Origin of the sequence: Thermoleptolyngbya sp. C42_A2020_037, from assembly GCF_015272455.1 — a bacterium.
GTDB lineage: Bacteria > Cyanobacteriota > Cyanobacteriia > Elainellales > Elainellaceae > Thermoleptolyngbya.
In genome coordinates this window covers 1-22406 of sequence record NZ_JACYLP010000028.1, presented here as the reverse complement: position 1 = coordinate 22406, position 22406 = coordinate 1, and the positions used below count along the sequence as shown (strand labels likewise).

Below are 22406 nucleotides of genomic sequence, written 5' to 3'. Positions count from 1 at the left end.
TTGACGTTGACTCGAATAGAATATTAAAAAAATATTAAACCTGTCTTTAACTGAAACCCCGGAACTTGCTGCTGGAACGAAAGCCTGAATTACCCACACCTGCACTTTCCCCCAACAGATGGATTGGAACTACTTCGACATTGCAATCGGAACAGTCATGGAGGGCGATCGCTGGCATTGGCGGGCAACCCTGCCAACGGGCATGACGATTACTTCAAACCAGGGCTATACCACTCCTGTCCAGGCCATTAGCTGTGCGCGGCTGTGGATTGCTACAGAGTCGATGCGGCGAGCGTTTGAAGGCTGCCTGGTGGAACTGCGCGATCGCGGCACAATCCAGGCACAAGAGTTTTGCAACCTGATGAGATCGCTAGAGCAGCAGATCCAGCAAGGGTGACATAGGGTTGGGGCAACCGGGTGATGGGGTGAGGGACAGAAAAAACGAAGAATGAAGAACGAAAAACGAAACTTCTTCGTTCTTCATTCTTCTCTCTTCGCTCTTCCCTCTTCCCATCACCCTACGCTGCCAGCCCGTTATGCCGCAACAGCGGTTCCGTATCTGGCTCGCGGCCGCGGAAGGCTTTGAAAACTTCCATCGGGTGCTTGCTGCCGCCGAGGGAAAGGACGGTGTTGCGGAAGCGGCGGCCGGTTTCGGCGACGGCGGCTTCGTTGTCGAGTCCGGCTTCTTCAAAGGCGGAGAATGCGTCGGCGCTGAGGACTTCGGCCCATTTGTAGCTGTAATAGCCTGCTGCGTAGCCGCCGCCAAAGATGTGCCCAAAGGAGCAGAGGAAGGCGTCTTCGGGCAGGGGCGGCAGGACGGTCGTGATTTTGGCGAGGCGATCGCGCACATCCTTGGGGGTTTCGGCTCCGCCAGGGACATAGCGATGGTGCAGCTCAATATCTAGCAGGCTAAAGTGCAACTGCCGCAGCATGGCGCTGCCGCTCATAAAGTTGCGGGCGGCAAGGAGGCGCTGGTAAAACTCCTCCGGCAGGGGTTCGCCCGTCTGATAATGCTTCGCCAGGCTAAATAGCGTTGCCCGGTCGTAGCACCAGTTCTCCATAAACTGGCTGGGCAGTTCCACTGCGTCCCACTCAACGTTGTTAATGCCCGCCGCGCCGGAATAGTCTACCGTCGTCAGCATATGCTGCAAGCCGTGGCCAAACTCGTGGAACAGCGTTTCCACCTCATAGAAGTTCATCAGGCTGGGTTTGCCGTCTACGGGCGGCGACTGGTTGCAGACCAGATAGGCAATGGGCAGACGCACCTTGGATGCGCCATCCTCGACATAGCGCTTGCGGTTGATGGCGAAGTCCATCCAGGCTCCGCCGCGCTTTTCGGCAGGACGGCTGTAGGGGTCGAGGTAAAAATAGGCGATCGCCCCACCGTCTTCATCGCTCACCCGAAAATAGCGTACATCGGGATGCCACACGGGCGCTTCTCCATCCGCAGGCGTAATCACAATCCCAAAAATCCGCTTCGCCAGCCCAAACAGCCCATCCAGCACTTGCTCTAGCGGGAAGTAGGGGCGCAGTTCCTCTGCATTCAGCGCATACTTCTCTTCGCGCATCCGCTCCGACCAAAAGGCCGAATCCCACGGCTGAAAGTCGTCGGCTTCGGGTGCGCCGTGGCTGCGAGCAAATTCTTTCAGGGCAGCCAGGTCTTGCTGAGCGGCGGCATAGCTCGATCCGCGCAGCGATTCCAGCAGATCTTCTACCGCGTCTACGCTGGGGGCCATTTTGCTGGCCAGGCTGAGTTCGGCATAGCTGCCAAAGCCGAGAATGCCCGCCATCTCTTTTCGCAGCGCCAAAATGCGGTCGATAATCGGCTGATTGTCGTGGTCACCAGCAGAGGCGCGGGTAATATAGGCACGATACAGCTTCTCGCGCAGATCGCGACGGCGGCTGTGCTGCATAAAGGGCAAGTAGCTGGGCATATCCAGCGTGATGCGCCAGGGCCCTGCTTCGGGCGTGGCGGCTTCTGCCCCGGCTGCGCGGGCCGCCTGGGCCGCCTGAGCCAGCAGCGTTGGTGGCAGTCCTTCTACCTCGCTGGGCTGCGTCAGCGTCAGGCTAAAGGCCTTGGTTTCGTCCAGCAGATTGTTGGAAAACTGGGTAGACAGGTTCGCTAGCTCAAGCTGGATCTCGTTGAAGCGATCGCGCATTTCGCCTTCTAGCCCCACGCCTGCCAATTCTGCCTCGCGAATCGACGACTCAATAATCCGCTGCTGGGCTTCGCTGAGCTTGCCCCAGCCTGCATTGTGGCGAATCGCCTTATACCCTTCATAAAGCGGCTTGCTCTGGCTCACGCGCATCCCAAACTTCACCACTTCGGGCTGCATGGTTTCCTGAGCCTCGCGCAGTTCCGGGCTATTCTTCACGCCCATCAGGTGGTTCACTACGCCCCACGCCCAAAACACAGGTTCGGTCAGGGCTTCTAATGGCTCGATCAGTCCTTCCCAGCTTGGTTCGGTGTTTGTTTCCAGATGCATCAGGGCATCGGTCGCCTTGTCCAGCAGTTCGGTCATGGCCGGCACGACGTGTTCAGGACGAATCTGGTCGAAGGGGGGAAGACCTTTGCCAGCCAGGAGGGGGTTTGCGGTAGTTGCAATCATAAAAGTGAATGGGGGATGGAGTGAATGGAGGATGAATGGGGTGCCTGAGCGTTTAAGAAAATTACAGTTAAGAATCTACAGTCGAAGTCATATCAACTACGCCCTAGACATTCGATCTTAAGCGATCGCCCCCAGAGTTGCCATCCAGCTTTCTAGCTCAATCCTGAAATCTATCGGTTTTTCTGCAAAAAAGCAAAACAGGACGCAAGCATACACTTACGTCCCTCTTCTAAACTAGGCTCAATCTAAGGCCCAGCCCGACACCTATAGATCTAGTCTGACACCTACCTGAAACCTATGGAAGATCAGAGAAGATCAGCCGCAGCTAGCTCCAAAACTGCCCGAAGTAGGTCGATGCTGTTTTAGCATAAGCGGTCCAGCCCGCCTCTTCTGGTTCCGACGACCAGCAGCGTTCTAGGTGGCTGACGGCCTGCGCTAGGGTACTGTCTTCCAGAAACAGCCACATCAAGGCACGAGGGGCGATCGCCATTCCAGATGCAACAGGAACAGTGGGCACATCGAGGGCGATCGCCGTCTTCTCATCTGGTTCCTGATGCCGATAAGACTCCCACGCAAAGAACTCGCCAAACTTACGGGTGAACCATTTCATACTAAAAAACCTCCACAATTCCATTGGGGAGGCACTTCAAAACCTGTCACCATCGCCACTTCCCAAACAATGCCCCCAGGCAACCTTCAAGAAGGGTATGTCCGAATCTTTTTCCGTGCCCTACGTTACCGTTCAGGATCACACACCTAGTATAACACCCTTAGATCAGAGCGCGGTTGCCCCAGTCAACATCCGCTGACATCGGCCGTCTGCTCTGCAAAAAATTCACCGGGTTCAATCCTGCGGACAGACCAGAATTTAAGCTCCTCTCATCAGAAAAATACTGAGTTTCACCAAAAAAATACAAAGTCCGCGCAGTCGATGTTTCGTATATGAAGTACAAGCAAAAAGGCACCCAAAACGCCTCCAGATCCTGAAATCTTCGGATAGAAGCAGATACTTTTGTCTACTAAATCTTTATAAACTGGGGACATCTTTAAAGTTTGCGTAAGCCCTTCATAAGTTCCAATCGAAGTTTGAATTCTTTGTAAGTTGAGAATCTATTCGCTGTAAGTGTCAACCCTCATCTTGTTATCCTGAAATGTACGAGTTCAGTGAACTTACCAGCATCCCTTATTGCATCTCAGTGATTTCCAAAGGGTGATCCACCCTGTAATGCATTGAAATGCTCTGAGTGACGGCTTTTAAGGAATGGAATGCTTCAAAGACATTCTAGTTCTGACTGACCTTCTCAAATTTGTCCTGAGGAACCCATGCCAAAGGTGTGCCAGAGGTTCACCATAACCCAACCATCTTTTCGGGGTCTGCGGTGTCAGAAACTGCCAGCTTAGTTGGGCTCAGCTTCTATGAAATTAATGCTTGTTTGCACATCTGGCGGTCATTTCTCCACCATGAGAGATATGGAATCATTTTGGTCTCAGCATGAGAGAGTTTGGGTGACGGATTTCAAGAAAGATACGAGTCTCCTAAACGACCTGAATGAGCGAGTTTGCTGGCTGCCCTATCAGGGACCAAGAGACTGGAAGCGTTTTCTAATAAACCTGCCTAGATCTTTGAAAGTTCTGCTTATAGAACGCCCTGATATAGTGCTTTCAACAGGTGCAAGTGTGGCAGTGAATTTCGCAATTCTGTCCAAGCTGTTAGGAATTCGATTTTTGTATGTAGAGAGCATTTCTCGTTCAGATGAACTGAGCCTGTCTGGTAAATTTATTTACCCGCTTGCCGATGAATTTTATGTTCAGTGGCAAGAGTTGACCGAAAAATACCCAAGAGCAATCTTTAGGGGAACTGTAGCTTAACTCTAAGTAAAACACCCTCGATTATTCCCGTTTAGTGACTTATAAATTGTTCCTGAAGATTCCAGAGTACGATGATTATTCTCACTCTTGGTACGATTCCATACTCCTTCGATAGAGCGATTACCTGGCTACACTTGCTGCTAGAGCAGCAGGTTATCTCTGAACCTGTTTTTATTCAGAGTGGAGTCACTGATACCTCTCTCGTTGATAGCAACCCACTTGCAACCGTGGTCAAAACGATTGAGTCTAAAAAGCTGATTGCTTTGGTCAAAGAAGCCAGATTAGTGATTTCTCATGGCGGTCAAGGCTCGACTCGGATGTTGGCCTCGCAACAGGCTAGCTTTGTTTTGTTACCGCGACTGGCTCGCTTTGAGGAGCACATTGATGATCACCAGCTTCTATTTGCTAAAAGTATGCAGCGATTCGGGGTCAAGCACTGTTTGGCCTTAGATGAGCTTCGACAGTTTGTGCTAGAACCACCGCCGCCCTTCCGAGGACAGTTATTTAATGGGCCAAAGCTAGCGGATCATCTCATTGCAAAGTATCCGGGACTGAAAGAAGTTGCCTTTAAGCAGGCGGGTTGTCTAGAGACGGTTTGAGGCGAACCCGTTGAGGTTCCTTCACCTGGTTTCCGTCACCTAGTCTCCGTATGGATCAAGAATGAGTTGTATGCATCCGTTGGTCAGCGTCATTATCAACAACTATAACTATGGCCGTTTTCTGACACAGGCTATCGATAGCAGCCTCAATCAAACCTACTCTGAAATAGAGGTGATTGTGGTTGATGATGGCTCTCAGGATGGTTCCCAAGAGATTATTCTGAGCTATGGCGATCGCATTGTTCCGGTTCTAAAGCCAAATGGCGGACAGGCCTCTGCAATGAATGCAGGATTTCGAGTCAGCAAGGGAGAAATTATCGTCTTCCTGGATGCAGATGATTACTTCTTTCCTCATGCAGTGGATACGATTGTTTCTCAATGGATGCCCGGTATTGCCCAAATGCAGGCTCGATTGGAATCACGAGATGCAGAGGGAAATTACATTGACCTGTATCCTGCACCGGAGATTGCTTTTAACACGGGAGATGTGACACCTCTATTGCTCACAAAAGGGCGATATAACACGACCGTGACCAGCGGCACTAGCTTTAGTCGGATGGTGCTGGAAAAAATTTTACCCATTCCCGAAGCGGACTTTCGGATTTCTGCGGATGGCTATTTGGTGTCTGTTTCGCCTTTTTATGGTCAGGTATTTGCAATTGAAACTCCAATTGGAGTTCGCCGGAAGCATGGTGAAAATCTTTGGGCTGCGTCTAGTCAGGAAATCGACGTTTCTCGCTTTCGGAAATCATTGCAGCATGACCGTTTGAGATATCAGGCGATCGCTGGAACGGCTAAGAGTGTAGGGCGATCGCTCGATGGTGATCCCGGCTTGAAGGACACCCTGCATTTGACCGATCGAATGGTTTCGCTCAAGGTTGATCCCCAGGGGCATCTATATCCAACAGATTCTTGCATGATGCTTGCCTGGAAGGGATTTTGGGCGGTTTGGAAATATTCCACCTATTCCAGGAAACGCAAGCTTATTTTGAGCCTGTGGTTTCTATGGGTAGGCTATCTGCCTGTGGCGTTGGCAAAGCCTGCGATCGCCTGGTTTCTATTAGGAAAATCTCGCCCTCGATTTGTAGACAAGCTTGTAAAACAGATTAGAGCAGCCACCAGCTAGGTTTATGAGGAGCCTGTTATGCGGGTCACTATTTGCGTCATCACGTATCAACGACCTGAAGGCTTAAAGCGTCTTTTAGAAGGGCTGAGAAAACTGGAGTTTAAGCAACTTCAACCTAAGATTCATGTCGTGGTAGTGGACAACGATGAATCAGGACAGGCGTTTCGCTTTTGCAATCAGTTATCCCCAGATTATCCCTGGAATTTAACAGCTTGCATTGAGCCGCGTCGCGGGATTTCCTATGCTCGAAACCGGGCGATCGCCACTACCCCTCCAGAAACTGACTTCATTGCCTTCATTGATGATGATGAAGTTCCCGAATCGGACTGGCTAGAGCAACTTTTATTGACCCAAATCCAGCATCAAGCAGATGTGGTGCATGGGCCGGTTCTCCCCCATTTTCAGCCTGACGCACCCCTCTGGGCCATTCGGGGTCGCTTTTTTGAAACTCGACGATATCCAACGGGGCATCTTTTGGAGGCAGCTTACACCAACAATGTCCTGATGCGAGCAGAGTTGGTCAAGGATCAGAAAAACATTTTCCAAGAGCGATTTGCATTGACGGGTGGAGAAGACTCCTACTTCTTTCGGAGTCTTTATCAGTCGAGGAAAAAGCTGGTTTGGGCTAATGAAGCGATTGTTTATGAGTGGATTCCTAATAGCCGTACTACGGTGCGATGGATTTTGCAACGGGGCTATCGCAGTTGTTTGAGCTATTCCATCTGGGAAAAAGAAGCAAAGCCGTCCATTCACATTCGTCTGTTATCTAGCGCTAAGGCATTGCTCCAAATGATTTATGGACTGATGACTATTCCGTTGGGGCTGATCCAAAAGCGTTTGGCGATCGCATCGCTGCTGAGAATCTTTCGGGGTGCTGGTCGCTTGGCTGGGCTTTTAGGCCTCACGTATCAGGAATATAAGACCATTCACAAGGTGTAGAAACTGGCTTTGGAGCAGCTTTGAACTTGGAAAATCATCATCAAGACAGCTTGTAGCAGTCTGTGGACGCAAAAACTATGAATCCTCGAATTTCTGTTGTCATCCCACATTTCAATGACTTGGAAAATCTGAAAATTTGTCTGAGCTGCTTGATGAACCAGACGCTACCACTGGATCAATTTGAAATTATTGTGGCTGATAATAATTCGAGTCTGGGTTTGGATGCTGTATGCAGCGTCGTTGCAGAGATGACCAATCGCAAAGCAAAAGTAATTTCTGCCCCGATTCAAGGCGCGGCAGAAGCAAGAAACGCAGGGGTTTTAGTATCCCAATCCGAAATTTTGGCATTCATAGACTCTGACTGTCAGCCCTCAGAGGACTGGCTTGAAAATGGATTGAGAGCGATGAAGCAAGCCAAGCTTGTAGGGGGTCGCGTCCGGGTTCTTTTGAATAATCCGGATGATCCTCATCCTGTAGAAGCTTTCGAGTCTGTTTTTGCATTTAATAATCAGTCCTATGTCCTGAAAAAGCAATTTTCTGTAACCGCAAATCTGTGGGTTTCTAGAGAAGTTTTCAATGTAGTGGGTGGGTTTCGTCAGGGTGTTTCTGAAGATATGGACTGGTGCCATCGGGCGATCGCCGCTGGATATTCCATTGTTTATCAAGACGATGTCTGTGTCGGACATCCGGCACGACGAAGTTGGGCTGAACTGGCTCGAAAATGGCAGCGATTGACTCGCGAGAGCTATCACCTCCTTCATGAACGTCAAGGGGGACATATCTTGTGGATAATGCGGAGTTGGGTTGTGCTTCTTTCGGTTCTGCCGCATACGATTTTAGTTCTGAACTCTAAAAAAATTAGCCGATTTGAAGATCGCTGGAGAGCAATTCTGATTCTGTTTCGACTTCGTCTTTATCGTTTTTTTGAAGCGCATCGATTGCTGTTGTCTGAATAAACGATTGGCAAGCCACAAATTTATCAAGTCTTGATGATTGGCAGAAGCTAGTGTGAAGGCAGATGCGGCTTGTTGCCTGAGCCGTCTAGACTGGAGGAGGTGAAGCGAAGAGTAGTTGTCTGCTGTCAGATTTAGCCTCGCTTAGCGAAGCAAAAGATCTTAGAAAAGAGTCTAGAAGAAATCTTTGGGATGAGCGCAATTGACCGTTTTGATGGCAGAACTTAGTTTCAAGAATCCGGGGTGCTAATGCGAATGCCTGAGAGATTGCGTTCCGTTGAATTGCTCTAAAGCCTGCGTAATTCTACGATTGCGGTCTTCAGGTTGGGAGCGTTTTTTCAGTTAGTGCGCTGCTGGCTGTGTTGCTCTTTGGGAGTCTCATGAGTACTCAATCTTTTCGAGAAGAAGTCGATATCGATCTGCAACGCTATGCACAGGTTCTGAAGCGGCGATGGCTGCCTGCGGTCGGAGTTTTTAGCACGGTTGCGGTGCTGTCAACCCTAGCAGCTCTGTCGCAGCAGCCAAGTTATGTTGCTTCTGGCAAGGTGTTGGTCAAGATTGACCGCACTTCTTCTTTGACGGGATTAGACACAACAGGTGCAACCGCTATTAGCCGACAGAGCGCTGTTGGTTCAGAGACTGACCCCATTGTGACTCAGGTGGAAACGATTCGGTCATTGCCGATTGCTGAAGCGGCGATCGCCGATCTCAAGCTCACCGATGATGAAGGACAACCCCTCAGCCCGGTGGGGTTTCTGGAGGTGTTGACGGTTAAGCCAATTCCTGGCACCGACATGATTGAGGTTGGCTATCAGGACGAAGACCCTGAGCGAGCAGCAGCCGTTGTCAACAAGGTGATTCAGGCTTACCGCAACAGTAACATTGCAACAAATCAAGCCGATGCTGCTGCCGCTCGCAAGTTCATCACAGAGCAACTGCCTAGAACCGAAGCCACGGTGCGGGAAGCTGAAGTCGCGCTGCAACGCTTCAAAGAGCAGAACCAGGTAATTTTGCTGGATGAAGAATCCCGCGAGACGGTTAAGGCCATGAAGCGCCTGGATGATGAAATTGCAAGGGTCCGGACGCAGTTTGTGAATGCGACGACCCGCTCTCGCGAATTGCAGCAGCAGTTGAGAATGTCTCCTGAGCAGGCCGTGACCGCGACTGCGTTGAGCCAGTCTCCCGCGATTCAGGAGGTCTTTTCCCAGCTTCAACAAATCCAGGGACAGCTTGATCTGGAGCGGGCCCGCTATCGGCCAACTCACCCCACTATTGCCACGCTAGAGCAGCAAGAAGCACTGCTGCGGCAACGACTCCAGGGGCGAGTGGCCCAGCTTGTGGGGCAAAGTCGGGTGTCGGAGCGGGATATCCAGATGGGGGCGCTGGCTCAAGATTTGACAGCGAACTTGGTGCAGTCAGAGGTGGAGCGCGTCGCGCTGGGCAGCCAGATTGCTGAGTTGGCACGGCTACAGGCAGAGCAGCGCAGCCGAGCGGTAACGATTCCTCGGCTAGAGGCGACCCAGCGCGAACTGGAGCGGCGACTGGCCGCAGCGCAAGGCACGTATGAATCGCTGCTCCAGCGGTTGCAGGAAGTGCAGGTGGCAGAAGATCAGACGATTGACAACGTGCGAGTGATCTCAGCGGCGGTCGTGCCTGAGAAGCCCGCTGCTTCTAGCAAAAAGCTGATTCTGCTGGGTGGGCTGGTGCTGGGATCGGCGATGGGGGTGGTGACCGCGTTCCTGCTGGATCTGTGCGATCGCTCGGTTAAAACAATTCCCAACGCTCAGCAGTTGCTCCATTACCCACTACTGGGGGTTGTGCCGAACTGGAAACAGGCTGGCAGGCGGCAAGACATTCTACCGATGCAGCAAAGCGGCTCTCAATATGCGGATATTCACCATGCCTATCGCGTGTTGCAGTCTAATCTGGGACTGCTAGATTCGGAATTTGGACTGAAAACGCTAGTGGTTACCAGTTCCGTGCCGCAGGAAGGCAAGTCTCAGGTGGCCGCAAATCTGGCAATGGCGATCGCCCAGGCCGGGCAAACCGTGTTGCTGGTAGATGCGGATTTTCACCATGCGACCCAGCACCAACTGTGGAACGTCAATGGAGCGGCTGGTCTGGCAGAGGTGCTGGAGGGTCGGGCCGACTTAATCGACACCATCCAGCCAGTGGCTCCAAATCTGGAACTTCTGGCGGCAGGCAATCTAGCATCTTCCACGCCTACTGCGCTCACCCCTCAAAAGCTGCTTCCTGTGATTGCGGCGATGGGTCAGCGATACGACGTGGTGATCTTTGACACGCCAGCCCTCTCCGGTGCAGCGGATGCTTCTACCTTAGGCAAGCTGACAGACGGGATGCTGCTGGTGGTGCGGCCGACGACGGATGTAGAGGATTTGAAAGCGACTCGCAGTTTGCTCAATCTCGCCAGACCTCATGTGCTGGGGATTGTGGCTAATGGCGTTGCCCCGATTCGCAACCCCAACCGCTATTTTGCCCTGACCCAGGAAGTCGCCTTTGCCAAACCCGTCAAGCCTGTGTCCAGTTTTGAGCAACTCTTTCCCATTGAGCAACACAGCCAAAATGGGCAGTCTGCCGAGTCTCAAGAATCGTCTAACCTGGAGGTCGCATCGTGACACATTCAGCGGCATCTTTAGCGCCATCTATCTCCAAAGCCGTTTTTTCTAAAGCGGTGGTTCGCGGTTCGGCGATCGCCCTGAGCCTGTCCCTTGGCGGGTTAGCGGCCCCGACCGCCGTTCTCGCTCAAAACTCCCTTGCAGCCAGCCCCGCGTCCCCCTTCCTGGCGCTGCCTTCCGACTATATTCTCGGCCCTGGCGATGAACTGGCTATTACAGTTTTGGGCTTTGATGAATATACCGGAACGCGGGTGATCGCCCCCAACGGCACGATTACGCTGCCTGTGATCGGGGTGGTGCCAGTGGCAGGGCAAACCATCGACTCGCTCACTCGCGACCTCACCACTCGGCTGAACTATTACTTGGTCAACCCGTCTGTGGCGGTGAGTCTAACGACCCTACGCCCTGTGTTCGTGACGGTGACGGGTGAGGTACAGCGACCCGGCCCGATTCAGCTTGACAATCCGCGCAATGGCACGAATGGCAACAATCCTCAGCAAAGCCTGCCGACCCTGAGTGCGGCCCTGGTTGCAGCGGGCGGCATCACGACCCATGCAGATTTGCGGCAAGTGCTGGTGCGGCGATCGCTCCCCAGCGGCAGCACTACAACGCTCACGGTAAACCTGTGGGATGGCATCTGGGCCGAGTCCAACGCCAACAATCCCCCCCTGCAAGACGGCGATATTGTGCTGGTTCCTAAGCTGGCGGCTGATGCCACCCTCGACCGCCGCCAGATTGCTCAATCCAGCTTGGCTCCGGCAACCGTGCGGGTGCGCGTGGTGGGCGAGGTGACTCGTCCGGGTGAGGTGCAGGTGCCGCCCAACAGCTCCCTATCGAGCGCAGTGGCGATCGCTGGCGGCCCCACCGAAGATGCTCGCCTCAGCCAGGTGAACTTTATCCGCATGAACGACCAGGGACAAATTGAACGCCAAGAAGTTGACTTGCGGAACCTGACTGACAGCTATCAGGTGCAAGAGGGCGACGTGATTGTGGTGCCCAAGCAAACTGCTGCATCGGTTGCCGATTTTGCCGGACGAATTTTCAATCCGCTTGGGCTAATTTTGCGAATTCTAGGGTTATAAATCTGGCTTGTTTGATGTGAGGCTGGATAGTCTTTTCAGGAGCGATTGGCGTTCATTTCAGAATCCATTCAGTCATGAAAAAACCTCTCGATTTTTTAGAGAAAGCGTTTACCGCGATCGCCCTTTTGCTCCATTCTGGTGGGCCGCTGAACGTTATTTTGTCGGGAGGTTTTAGCCAGGGAGATAAGCAAATCGCCGAGCCTGATTTCGGACTGACGAGAAATCTTTTCTTGCTCACCTATCTCATTGTTGGGCTACTTCTCGCCATCCGCTGGAGGAAGGTTGTCTACATTCTTCAGCGAGATCGATTTATCTGGATTATCCTCGCGCTTGTTCTATGTTCATACTTTTGGTCTGAGATTCCTAAAGCGACGCTATCGCGCTCAATTTCGTTTACAGGCTCCACATTATTAGGGATATATTTCGCGACGCGCTATACGCTCAAGCAGCAGATCAACATGCTGGGCTGGACTTTTGCCCTGATCATCGGACTGAGCTTGGTCTATGCGGTGCTTTTACCTAAATATGGGATCATGGGTGGGGTTCATGCCGGAGCCTGGAGAGGGATCTACACCCATAAAAATAATTTCGGCAAGATTATGACTCTGAGCAGCGCAGTGTTTATGCTGCTGCTAATGGATAAGCCGAAAGCAAAGTTTTGGGTCGCCAGCGGATTAGGGCTTTCGTTTATGCTGCTTCTGCTCTCTACGTCGCGGGGGGCATTAGTGAATGTTTTGGCAATGTGGGCTGTCATTGCTGCTTGTCGATTGTTTAGGCTGCAATATCACCTGCTCGTCATTTCATTGGGCACAATTGCGATTGTTGGCGGCACAATTTCTGCCTGGGTGGTTAGCAACCTGGAAACCATTGTGGTGGATATCCTGGGTAAGGATATGACCTTCACTGGAAGAACGACCCTCTGGTTATCAATCATTGATGTCATTAAAGAACGTCCCTGGCTGGGATATGGGTATCAGGCTTTTTGGAATGGTCTTGAGGGGCCATCAGCCCCCGTCATTAGAGCCGAAGGCTGGCTGACTCCGGATGCCCATAACGGATTTCTAGACCTGATTTTACAGTTGGGGCTTATCGGACTTTTTGTGTTTTTAGTCGGCTATATATTTAATTTCTTTTACTACCTAAAGTGCTTGAGAAATACATCAGGAATTGAGTTTATCTGGCCGCTTCCGTTTTTGATTTTCATGATTCTCTCGAATCTACCTGAAACCTCGCTCATGCGGGCCAATGATTTTTTCTGGGTGCTTTATGTGGCGATCGCCCTATCGAGGTTGATGCCGAGTGAATCTGTCCAGCCTCAGACCGAGGAAACTGACAAGTTTGAGTCAGTTATGCCTCTTAAACTTAGACCTACGTCGGCGCAGTGAAATTAGCCAATGGGAACTCTTAATTCCGTGCGATCGCGCCTATCCAGGTCTCTCCAAAGCCCCGTTATTCGGGGAACCCTGTGGAAAATTGCAGCCCGGATCTCAAGCCTGTTTTTACAGTCCGCCTATTTCCTAATTATTGCCCGATCGCTTGGTACTGAACAGTATGGGCTGTTTGTAGGCGTAATGGCGCTGGTGAAAATCACCGTCCCATTTTCCACTTGGGGATCGACGCATATTCTTGTGAAGCACGTCTCGCGGGATAGGAGCCTGCTTCAAGCCTATTTGGGCAATGCTCTATGGATTACTCTTGCCCTCGGCAGCACGCTGATCGCCTCGTTGTTGATTCTGAATCAGTTTGTGTTGCCTACTCACTTTCCAGCATTGCTGTTGTTATCTATCGGCTTGGCAGAACTGATTTTTGCGCGGTTCCATGATGCTGCATTAAAAGCATTTTTGTCTACCGATCTGTTTGGGCTAGATGCACAGCTAAATATTTTGCTGAGTATCAACGGGTTGGTTGCAGCGTCCTGCCTGCTTCTCCTAAACCAGGCTGCTACCGCAATGATTTGGGGACTCCTTTATCTAGCCAGTCGGTTGGTAACGGCGTTGATTGGGATCTGGCTTGTCTCGCGCCATCTAGGTCGTCCTAAGCCTCAACTGGGGCTGATGAAGTCAGAAATTAAGGACGGGTTTTACTTCTCGGTTGATCTATCTTCTCAGACAATCTACAACGACATCGACAAGACAATGCTGGCTTCGATGTCTACCTTGAGCGCAACGGGGATTTATGGTGCGGCCTATCGCATTATTGAGGTTGGGCTGATTCCGGTCGGCGCATTGCTGGGAGCCTGCTATGCTCAGTTCTTCCGCAGCGGCGCTAAAGGAATTGCGGGCAGTCTGAGCTTTGCACGAAAGATTGTGCCCACGGCTGCAACCTATGGGGCGATCGCCAGCCTTGGGCTGTGGATCTGTGCGCCGCTGGTGCCTCTGGTTTTGGGAGAGAGTTATATCGACGCAGTTTCAGCGCTGAGGTGGCTTTCTCCTTTGATTTTTCTAAAGTCTGTTCAGCTTTTTGCAGCAGATACTTTAACGGGTGCGGGATTGCAGGGTTGGAGAAGCAGTCTTCAGGCCGGAATTGCGGTTTTGAACTCTCTGCTGAATCTGTGGCTCATTCCGATGTATTCGTGGCAAGGAGCCGCCTTCTCTACTCTGATTTCCGACTCACTATTGGCGGTTGTTTTATGGGTTCTCATCTATATGTTTCATCAGAAAAAAGCTGGATCAGGCTCTGGTTGACCATGAGCAATTGATCAACTTGGCTAGCATCCTTACAAGATTCTTGTCTGAATAAATGTTGTGAATCGCTAGTTGTAAAAATCTATCAGTTTAGTCGCAAGTAGCCATGAAGATTAGTGTCATCCTTCCCTGCTTTAACGGAGCAAAGACGATTGCAGTTCAGCTAGAAGCACTGACCCGACAGCAGTGGGATGAGGGCTGGGAAGTCATCGTTTCTAACAATGGCTCAACGGATGAGTCGATGCAAATTGTTGAGCAATATCGCCATCGATTGCCCGAGTTAAAGATAGTCGATGCCCACGATTTTTCGTCTCCTCGATTGGGTACGTGGCACTCTTATAACACCGGCCTGCGTGCTGCGACTGGAGATGCATTTGTGCTTTGTGAGGCAGATGATGAAGTGGGCGATCGCTGGCTAATGTCGATGGGACGCGCACTCCAGGAGCATGAATTCGTTGTGGCTCGGCTGGATTATCGTCGGCTAAACCCTGCTTCGATGCTAGGCCCAGTCGGCGCTCGGCTCCAGGAAACAACAATGCCCCGCCAGGGTTGCTATCCTCACTACTATTTTGCTTGGGGATGCTCGTTTGGGTTGCGCCGCAGTTTATACGAAAAACTCGGTGAGTTTTCTTCCCACTTTAACTATGGATTTGATGTGGAGTATTGCTATCGGGCGCAGCGAGCAGGGATTGTTCCGCAGTTCGTCCCAGATGCAGTGATGCATTACCGACTCCGCCACTCGCTGCGAGACATTTTCAACCAGCAGCAAAAGTGGGCAGAGGAGTCTAACATTATTCGCCGCTGCTATGGTTCGCCGCGAGGCAAGTTGCCGATTATTCGGAAGCAAATAGAGGTTGCTCTTCTCTTTATCCGAGGCTGTCCGCTCTGGCTACTTAAACAACTAGGTGTGCCAGTTCAATTCAATCTATTGGTGGATTGGGTAAATGATTTAGGATGGGCGCTAGGTGAGATTAAAGGGCTGCGGAAGCCGGTTCCAATGCGGGTCGAAAGCGGCGATCGCCCCTAATTTTTTGCTCAGGCAACTGGTTGAATAGCGCTAAATCTATAGGATTCAATCCACAAGTTTGACTATAGTAACCCAACCAGTCTTTGGGCAATTTGGTTTGTTTTTTCTGCCAGGGTTTCTAGCTCAACGGGCACGAGTCGGCCCTGATCGACGACCTTTTTGCCATTGATAAAGCTGTAATCGACGCGATCGCACTGGCAGAAGATCAGCGCCGAAACCGGATCGTGTAGCGCTCCGGCAAACTGGGGGCGATCCAAGTCAATGGCGATGAAGTCGGCGGCCATGCCAGGGGCGATCGCGCCAATGTCATCCCGACCTAAAACTCTGGCTCCACCCAGCGTTGCCACTTCCAGCATTTCGCGGGCGGTCATGTCGGCCGCCAGGTTGCCCCGCACCCGCGCCAGCAAAAAAGCAAGGCGGGCTTCTTGCAGCAGGTTTCCCGTATCGTTCGACGCGGAGCCGTCCACTCCCAGGCTGACGGGCACGCCCTGATCCAGCATGGCGCGGATGGGGGCGATGCCGCTGGCCAGGCGGGTGTTGCTGCTGGGGCAGTGGGAAACGCCCGTTCCGGTTTCGGCGAATTGGGCGATCGCCCGCTCGTCAAGCTGCACACAGTGGGCGTGCCACACGTCGCTGCCCAGCCAGCCCACCGATTCAGCATAGTCCCCCGGCAGCATCCCAAAGGTGTTGAGGCTGTAGTCCACGTCGGACTTATTCTCTGCCAGATGCGTGTGCAGCCGCACGCCAGCATAGCTGCGGGCCAGCGCCGCCGACTCGCGCATCAGGTCGGGCGACACGGAAAATGGCGAACAGGGAGCCAGCACCACCCGCAACATGGCGTAGCGCTCGTTGTCGTGATATTGCTCGATCAGCCGCTGGGAATCTTGCAAAATGGCCGCCTCCGACTCTACCACCGAGTCTGGCGGCAGCCCACCCTGACTTTTGCCGACGCTCATGCTGCCTCGGCAGGGATGAAACCGCAGCCCCATCTCCTGCGCGGCGCGAATTTCGTCGTCCAGCGTGCAACCGTTCGGAAAGATGTACAGATGGTCGCTAGCAGTGGTGCAGCCCGACAGCATCAGTTCGGCGATCGCCATTTGAGTACTCACATAAATCGCTTCCGGTGTCAGGTTGGCCCAAATCGGATAGAGCGTCGTCAGCCAGTCGAACAGCGTGCCGTTTTGGGCACCGGGAATCACTCGCGTCAGGCATTGGTAGAAATGGTGGTGGGTGTTGACGAGGCCGGGCAGAACGATGTGGCGATCGCCCAAGTCCAGCACCTCGTCCGCTATCGGCATCGAATTGCCTACCAGTTCAGCCGTCGTGCCGACCTGCTCGATCACGCCGTCCTGCGCCAGCATCGCCCCGTTGCGAATCTCACGCCGCTCTGCATCGTGAGTCACCAGCGTGTGAATGTTTTTGACTAAAAGGCTTGGCATCGTGCAGTGGGGATTGGAGTGTGGGGGGAGGCGAATTTGCAGGAAGTGCCCATAGAATTTGGGCTGAATTGTTCCGCAGTCTAGGGCACTGCTCATCAAAATCTTTCAGATATCACAAATTCTTTTGAATCCCGATGATTTGGTTCCTGCAACAACTTGCATCAGTCTTGTAAACTCACCTGTGGCGGCTTGACAGTTTCGGCTGCTGCCGATTATGTAATGTCCAAAGAGACGTTTTCGGCAATCCGCCCCACCATGCAAGATCGGTTTCTGCGAGCGCTAATTCTTTATCTGGTTTTGACAGTTTTGTTTGGTGTTTTAGAACGCTATTTTGCCAGCATTCCCGACCAACCCCGATTTCGGCGGGGCTACTGGCTAGATAGCTTTTACTGGTTCTTGACACCGATGGTGATTCAGATTCTTAGCATGGGGGCGATCGCCCTCGTTTTGCTCCCCGTGTATCTGCTGCTGGGGCGATCGCTCGACTGGCAAAGCGTGCTGACGGGCTACGGCTGGGCAGCGCAACTGCCGCTCTGGGTGCAGGGCTTGATCATGATCGTGGTGGGCGATGGCATCGGCTACTGGACACACCGCCTGCAACACGCCGAACCGCTGTGGGACTATCACGCCGTCCACCACAGCGCGGAAACAATGGACTGGCTGACGGCGGTGCGGCTGCATCCGGTGAATGACATTATCTCGCGGGTGTGTCAGGCTTCGCCGCTGCTGATTCTGGGCTTTTCGCCAGTTGCCGTGGAAATGTACACGGCTTTTTTGTCGAGCTACGTCGCCTTTATCCATGCCAATGTCCGCTGGACTTACGGGCCGCTGGGCTATGTGCTGGCTAGCCCCGCCTTCCACCGCTGGCACCATACGCGAGAAGAGGCAGGTCTCGGCTGCAACTTTGCTGGCCTATTCCCCTTCTACGATTTGATGTTTGGCACGTTTTATCTACCGCAGGGTCAGCAGCCTCATAATTTCGGCATCTGTGGCGAGCCAATTCCCGAAAACCTGGGAGCGCATTTGCTCTACCCGCTGCGGCGGTGGCTGGGCAGCTCGAATCGCAGTCAGCCGAACGAGGTCTAGTGCTGCGTCAACGTTAGAAATTAGGGTTTGTAGTGAGCGCTTTAGCGCTAAAGCGCCGACTACGAACTGAGGGGTCAACCCTAGAATCAGGCTTTGACAAAGCACTAAGGTTTGATTTTGGAGTTTAGATTGGCGATTTTGGATTGTCAGACCAGGGGCTTGCGAGGCGTTTAGTGATCTCTTGCAGCGCTACAGGGTGTCTGGGTCGATGCCCAGTTCTCGGAGCTTTGTGGCAAGGCGATCGCCCCGCTGTTGTTCTGCATCAGCCCGCTGTTGTTCTATCCGCGCTGCTTCTTCGGGCGTGAGCACTAGGCTGCCGTCGGGTCGGAAAAACCGAAGCTGTTCGTTGTGAATCCCCAGGAAAAGCTGAAGCTGGTCGCTCCATCGCCGCCCCTGGTCGTTGGGCGCAATCGGCTCATAGCGTCCGCGTACCAGCGAAAATCCTTCAAATTCCAGGCTGGCAGGGTCAAACCAGAAATATTCCAGCGTCCGAAAGGTGTCTTGATAAATCTCCTTTTTTAGCCCCCGATCCACGCTGGCGGTCGAGTCCGACAGCAGTTCTACAATTACGTTGGGATACTTGCCATCTTCTTCCCACAGCGTCCAGCTTTTGCGCGGTCGCCGCTCCGTCCCCAGCACGACAAAAAAGTCCGGCCCGCGAAAATCCTCAGACTTGCGCTGGTTGGGGCTGTAGTAGATTGTCAGGTTGCCTGCGGCGAAGTAGTCGGTGCGGTCTTGCCAGAGCCAGTTGAGAGACGTGAGCAAGAGAATCAGCTGCTGGAGATGGAGAGAGCTTTCCAAGGGCGGTTCATGGCTAGAGAGATTGCCCGGCGGAATGATCAACGGCGGGTCGAGCGGGGGTTGCGCTATAGCTGGCTCGCGATCTTTGGCAACCGACATGGCTGGCTGGGTGGAGGAATGGTTTTAGTGTAGCGCCGTGGGCTGGAGTGATTGGGGGATGGAGTGTCGAGTCCTGCGGGTAGGTCTTTGAGAATGGCAAACCTTAAAGGAACGTGTAGGGTCTGTCACAGGGGACAGCAAAACCCGTATGGTTTTTGAATAGCCTGATTGCTGCTTTTGAATAGTCAGCAGTTGATCAAGTTGATTTAATTTTAATTCAAAGGCGATAGTCCACTGACTGCACTCCCCAAGACCGTATGTCAAATCCCACGATTGAATCCATCCTGCACGAAGACCGCCAGTTTTTGCCGCCTGCCGCGTTTTCTCAGCAGGCGCATATCAAGACGCTGGAAGAATACGAGCAGCTTTATGAACGGGCAGCGGCCGACCCGCAGAAGTTTTGGGCGGATCTGGCGCAAAAGGAACTGCACTGGTTTGAGAAGTGGCAGACCGTGCTGGATTGGCAGCCGCCCTTTGCCAAATGGTTTGTGGGTGGCAAGATTAATATTTCCTATAACTGTCTCGATCGCCACTTGACGACCTGGCGCAAGAACAAGGCGGCGCTGATCTGGGAGGGCGAACCGGGCGACTCGCGCACGCTCACCTATGCCCAACTGCACCGCGAGGTGTGTCAGTTTGCCAATGTGCTTAAGGAACTGGGCGTAAAGAAGGGCGACGTGGTGGGGATTTACATGCCGATGATTCCCGAAGCGGCGATCGCCATGCTGGCCTGTGCCCGCATTGGTGCGCCCCATACGGTCGTCTTTGGCGGGTTTAGCGCAGAAGCGTTGCGCGATCGCCTGAATGATGGCCAAGCCAAGCTCGTAATCACGGCAGACGGCGGCTGGCGCAAAGATGCCATCGTGCCGCTGAAGGAGCAGGTGGATAAGGCGTTGGAGGGCGGGGTCTGCCCCAGCGTGGACAATGTGCTGGTGGTGGAGCGCACAAAGCAAAAGGTGCATATGCAGGCGGGGCGCGACCACTGGTGGCATGACCTGCGCCAGGGCGTGTCGGCGGATTGCCCTGCGGAGCCGATGGATAGCGAAGATATGCTGTTTATCCTCTACACCTCCGGCAGCACGGGTAAGCCAAAGGGCGTGGTTCACACCACAGGCGGCTATAACCTCTACACCCACATGACGACCAAGTGGATCTTTGACCTGCAAGATACCGATGTGTATTGGTGTACGGCCGACGTGGGCTGGATTACGGGGCACAGCTACATTGTCTACGGGCCGCTCTCGAACGGGGCGACAACGGTGATGTATGAAGGTGCGCCACGGGCATCGAATCCGGGCTGCTTTTGGGACGTGATTGAGAAATATGGCGTGACGATTTTCTACACCGCGCCGACGGCGATCCGCGCCTTTATCAAGATGGGCGAACACCATCCCCGCGCCCGCAATCTCTCGTCGCTGCGGCTATTGGGCACCGTGGGCGAGCCGATCAACCCCGAAGCGTGGATGTGGTATCACAGCGTCATCGGTGGCGAGCGCTGTCCGATTGTGGATACCTGGTGGCAGACGGAGACGGGGGGGATTATGATTACGCCGCTGCCAGGGGCGATCGCCACCAAGCCCGGTTCTGCGACGCGGCCCTTCCCTGGCATTCTGGCAGACGTGGTGGATTTGGAGGGCAATCCCGTCCCTGCGAACGAAGGTGGCTATCTGGTGGTGAAGCACCCCTGGCCGTCGATGATGCGGACGGTCTATGGCGACGACGACCGCTTCCGTCGCACCTACTGGGAGCATATCCCCCCCAAAGATGGTCAGTATCTCTACTTTGCAGGCGACGGCGCACGCAAGGATGAGGACGGCTATTTCTGGGTGATGGGCCGGGTGGACGATGTGATCAGCGTGTCGGGGCATCGCCTGGGCACGATGGAAATCGAGTCGGCGCTGGTGTCGCATCCGGCGGTGGCAGAAGCTGCTGTGGTGGGTAAACCAGACGAGATCAAGGGCGAAGATATTGTGGCGTTTGTGTCTTTGGAAAGCAACGTCACGCCCAGCGAGGAACTGGTTGCCGAACTGAAGCAGCACGTTGTAGCGGAAATTGGTGCGCTGGCCCGCCCTGGCGAGATCCGCTTTAGCGATGCTTTGCCCAAGACGCGCTCAGGGAAGATCATGCGGCGACTGCTGCGATCGCTCGCGGCGGGCCAGGAAATCTCTGGCGACACCTCCACGCTAGAAGATCGCTCGGTGCTGGATAGGCTACGGGAAGGTGCGTAGAGCAGAATCTCGACATAAAACTCTATCAGCGCAACTTCTACTACAGCGTTTTTGAAGCTAGTGAGGCACACGGATGGTCAATAAGCCCTTGCCTCGTGAGGGCAGCATGTGCCTCACGAGGCAAGAAAATGCTGTACAACTTCTACTAAAAGTATCCTGCTGTACCACGTTTACCTCAGACCTGGAGGAGCATCTCTAGCCTTGTTCAGCCATTATCTTTACTAATTGGAACTGGGCAAGCGAATGATAAACTCAGTTCCTTGACCAACCTGGGAGTTTACCTCTAATGTGCCGCCATGTTTCTCAACAACGATTTGACGGGCGATCGCCAGTCCTAGCCCTGTTCCTTTCCCCGCTTCTTTTGTCGTAAACAAATAGTCAAAAACCCTTGCTTTTACTGCTTCCGTCATGCCTTTACCATTATCGCAAATCTGAATCTCGACTTGATTCGCATGGATCGCTGTACGAATCGTAATTTGTTGTGGATGGGATTCAAGTTCATCAAAAGACGGGGCTTGGGTCATTTCGTCAAACATATCGATGGCGTTCGCCAAGATGTTCATAAACACCTGATTGAGTTGTCCTGGAAAACAATCAATCTGAGGTAGATCCTCTGCATATTCTTTAATGATTTCAATGGCAGGGCGAGATTCATTCGCTTTGAGTCGATACTTTAGAATCAAAAGCGTACTATCAATCCCTTCATGCAAATCTGCCTTGACTTTATAATCTTTATCGGTGCGGGAAAAGGTTCGTAAACTGGTGCTGATGTCTTTGACGCGATCGACCGCTCCTGTCATGGATTCCAGCAACTTGGGCAGGTCTTCACAGAGAAATTCCAGATCAATCTCTTCAGCTTTGTCTTGCACAGGAGCCGCAGCATTTGGATGGTGCTGTTGATAAAGCGAAATATACTCCAGTAGGCTGCTTGACTGACAAAACGGTGGCAGGCTGAGATGAAAGCCAGGAGGGAAGCAGAACATGATTTAGGCTGGTAAGTAACTACACGAATCAGTCAAATCAATGTCACCTACTTCCCGTCTTTATGATGCGCTGTCTCAATATCTGCGTCAATGCAACATTGAATGGCAAGACGTGCGTCACCTACAAACGCTCTGTTGGATGATCATTGGCATCATTCAAAGCCAAAACGTTCATCTCAATGGCTTTGGCGTCAGAGGTGTTGAAAGATAGCTCAACATACAAAAAATGGGGGCAGAATGTAGTAT

General features: G+C 52.7%; 17 protein-coding genes and 1 pseudogene. 13 read left to right on the top strand and 5 right to left on the bottom strand.

The annotated features are described in order from the left end of the window. The first annotated feature begins 118 nt into the window (after positions 1 to 118). Positions 119 to 397 (top strand): hypothetical protein, encoded by a 279-nt coding sequence (locus IGS16_RS08365; RefSeq protein ID WP_068510787.1) that lies wholly within the window; start codon positions 119 to 121, stop codon positions 395 to 397. A gap of 121 nt (positions 398 to 518) precedes the next feature. On the opposite strand, the gene IGS16_RS08360 is transcribed toward IGS16_RS08365, so the two are convergent. After that, the gene (locus IGS16_RS08360; RefSeq protein ID WP_297084943.1) at positions 519 to 2609 is read right to left on the bottom strand and encodes a M3 family metallopeptidase; all 2091 of its coding nucleotides are present in this window, start codon (positions 2607 to 2609) and stop codon (positions 519 to 521) included. A gap of 325 nt (positions 2610 to 2934) precedes the next feature. Continuing rightward, positions 2935 to 3219 carry a hypothetical protein gene (locus tag IGS16_RS08355; RefSeq protein ID WP_297084942.1) on the bottom strand — a complete coding sequence of 95 codons (285 nt, stop codon included), beginning with the start codon at positions 3217 to 3219 and terminating at the stop codon, positions 2935 to 2937. An 806-nt stretch (positions 3220 to 4025) separates the two neighbouring features. Here IGS16_RS08355 and pssD point away from each other — a divergent pair. The 10 genes from pssD to IGS16_RS08305 all read left to right on the top strand — a co-directional run bounded on the left by pssD (position 4026) and on the right by IGS16_RS08305 (position 15524). Beyond that, complete coding sequence (pssD, locus tag IGS16_RS08350; RefSeq protein ID WP_297084941.1) at positions 4026 to 4478, top strand: PssD/Cps14F family polysaccharide biosynthesis glycosyltransferase; 453 nt, start codon at positions 4026 to 4028, stop codon at positions 4476 to 4478. A 71-nt stretch (positions 4479 to 4549) separates the two neighbouring features. Then, entirely contained in the window at positions 4550 to 5077 is a 528-nt protein-coding gene (locus IGS16_RS08345) for a glycosyltransferase (protein ID WP_297084940.1), read from the top strand. Positions 5078 to 5147: 70 nt separating this feature from the next. Continuing rightward, the gene (locus IGS16_RS08340) at positions 5148 to 6203 is read left to right on the top strand and encodes a glycosyltransferase (protein WP_297084939.1); all 1056 of its coding nucleotides are present in this window, start codon (positions 5148 to 5150) and stop codon (positions 6201 to 6203) included. 18 nt (positions 6204 to 6221) lie between these two features. Next, positions 6222 to 7142: a glycosyltransferase family 2 protein gene (locus IGS16_RS08335; protein ID WP_297084938.1), complete on the top strand. Its 921-nt coding sequence runs from the start codon at positions 6222 to 6224 to the stop codon at positions 7140 to 7142. 77 nt (positions 7143 to 7219) lie between these two features. Beyond that, a complete protein-coding gene (locus IGS16_RS08330; protein WP_297084937.1) occupies positions 7220 to 8098 on the top strand; it encodes a glycosyltransferase in 879 nt (292 codons plus the stop codon). A gap of 377 nt (positions 8099 to 8475) precedes the next feature. Then, positions 8476 to 10731 carry a polysaccharide biosynthesis tyrosine autokinase gene (locus tag IGS16_RS08325; RefSeq protein WP_297084936.1) on the top strand — a complete coding sequence of 752 codons (2256 nt, stop codon included), beginning with the start codon at positions 8476 to 8478 and terminating at the stop codon, positions 10729 to 10731. Beyond that, positions 10728 to 11813 carry a polysaccharide biosynthesis/export family protein gene (locus IGS16_RS08320; protein WP_297084935.1) on the top strand — a complete coding sequence of 362 codons (1086 nt, stop codon included), beginning with the start codon at positions 10728 to 10730 and terminating at the stop codon, positions 11811 to 11813. Before IGS16_RS08325 ends, IGS16_RS08320 begins: the two co-directional genes overlap by 4 nt. A 74-nt stretch (positions 11814 to 11887) precedes the next feature. Beyond that, positions 11888 to 13198, top strand: a complete 1311-nt coding sequence (locus IGS16_RS08315) for an O-antigen ligase (protein WP_297084934.1) — start codon at positions 11888 to 11890, stop codon at positions 13196 to 13198. A gap of 9 nt (positions 13199 to 13207) precedes the next feature. Then, positions 13208 to 14497 carry an oligosaccharide flippase family protein gene (locus IGS16_RS08310; protein WP_297084933.1) on the top strand — a complete coding sequence of 430 codons (1290 nt, stop codon included), beginning with the start codon at positions 13208 to 13210 and terminating at the stop codon, positions 14495 to 14497. Positions 14498 to 14603: 106 nt separating this feature from the next. Then, the gene (locus IGS16_RS08305; RefSeq protein ID WP_297084932.1) at positions 14604 to 15524 is read left to right on the top strand and encodes a glycosyltransferase family 2 protein; all 921 of its coding nucleotides are present in this window, start codon (positions 14604 to 14606) and stop codon (positions 15522 to 15524) included. Between the two features lie 62 nt (positions 15525 to 15586). On the opposite strand, the gene IGS16_RS08300 is transcribed toward IGS16_RS08305, so the two are convergent. Continuing rightward, positions 15587 to 16963 carry an 8-oxoguanine deaminase gene (locus tag IGS16_RS08300; protein WP_297084931.1) on the bottom strand — a complete coding sequence of 459 codons (1377 nt, stop codon included), beginning with the start codon at positions 16961 to 16963 and terminating at the stop codon, positions 15587 to 15589. A 189-nt stretch (positions 16964 to 17152) separates the two neighbouring features. On the opposite strand from IGS16_RS08300, the gene IGS16_RS08295 reads away from it, so the two are divergent. Then, positions 17153 to 18049, top strand: a complete 897-nt coding sequence (locus IGS16_RS08295; RefSeq protein ID WP_297084930.1) for a sterol desaturase family protein — start codon at positions 17153 to 17155, stop codon at positions 18047 to 18049. Positions 18050 to 18238: 189 nt separating this feature from the next. Here IGS16_RS08295 and IGS16_RS08290 read toward each other — a convergent pair whose 3' ends face one another. Further along, on the bottom strand, positions 18239 to 18949 hold the full coding sequence (locus IGS16_RS08290) for a Uma2 family endonuclease (protein WP_297084929.1): 711 nt from the start codon (positions 18947 to 18949) through the stop codon (positions 18239 to 18241). Positions 18950 to 19206: 257 nt separating this feature from the next. Between IGS16_RS08290 and acs the strand changes: the two genes are divergently transcribed. Beyond that, positions 19207 to 21177 carry an acetate--CoA ligase gene (gene acs / locus IGS16_RS08285; RefSeq protein ID WP_297084928.1) on the top strand — a complete coding sequence of 657 codons (1971 nt, stop codon included), beginning with the start codon at positions 19207 to 19209 and terminating at the stop codon, positions 21175 to 21177. 221 nt (positions 21178 to 21398) lie between these two features. On the opposite strand, the pseudogene IGS16_RS08280 reads toward acs, so the two are convergent. After that, positions 21399 to 22100, bottom strand: a pseudogene (locus IGS16_RS08280) (sensor histidine kinase); the annotation flags it as partial. Positions 22101 to 22406: the final 306 nt, after the last annotated feature.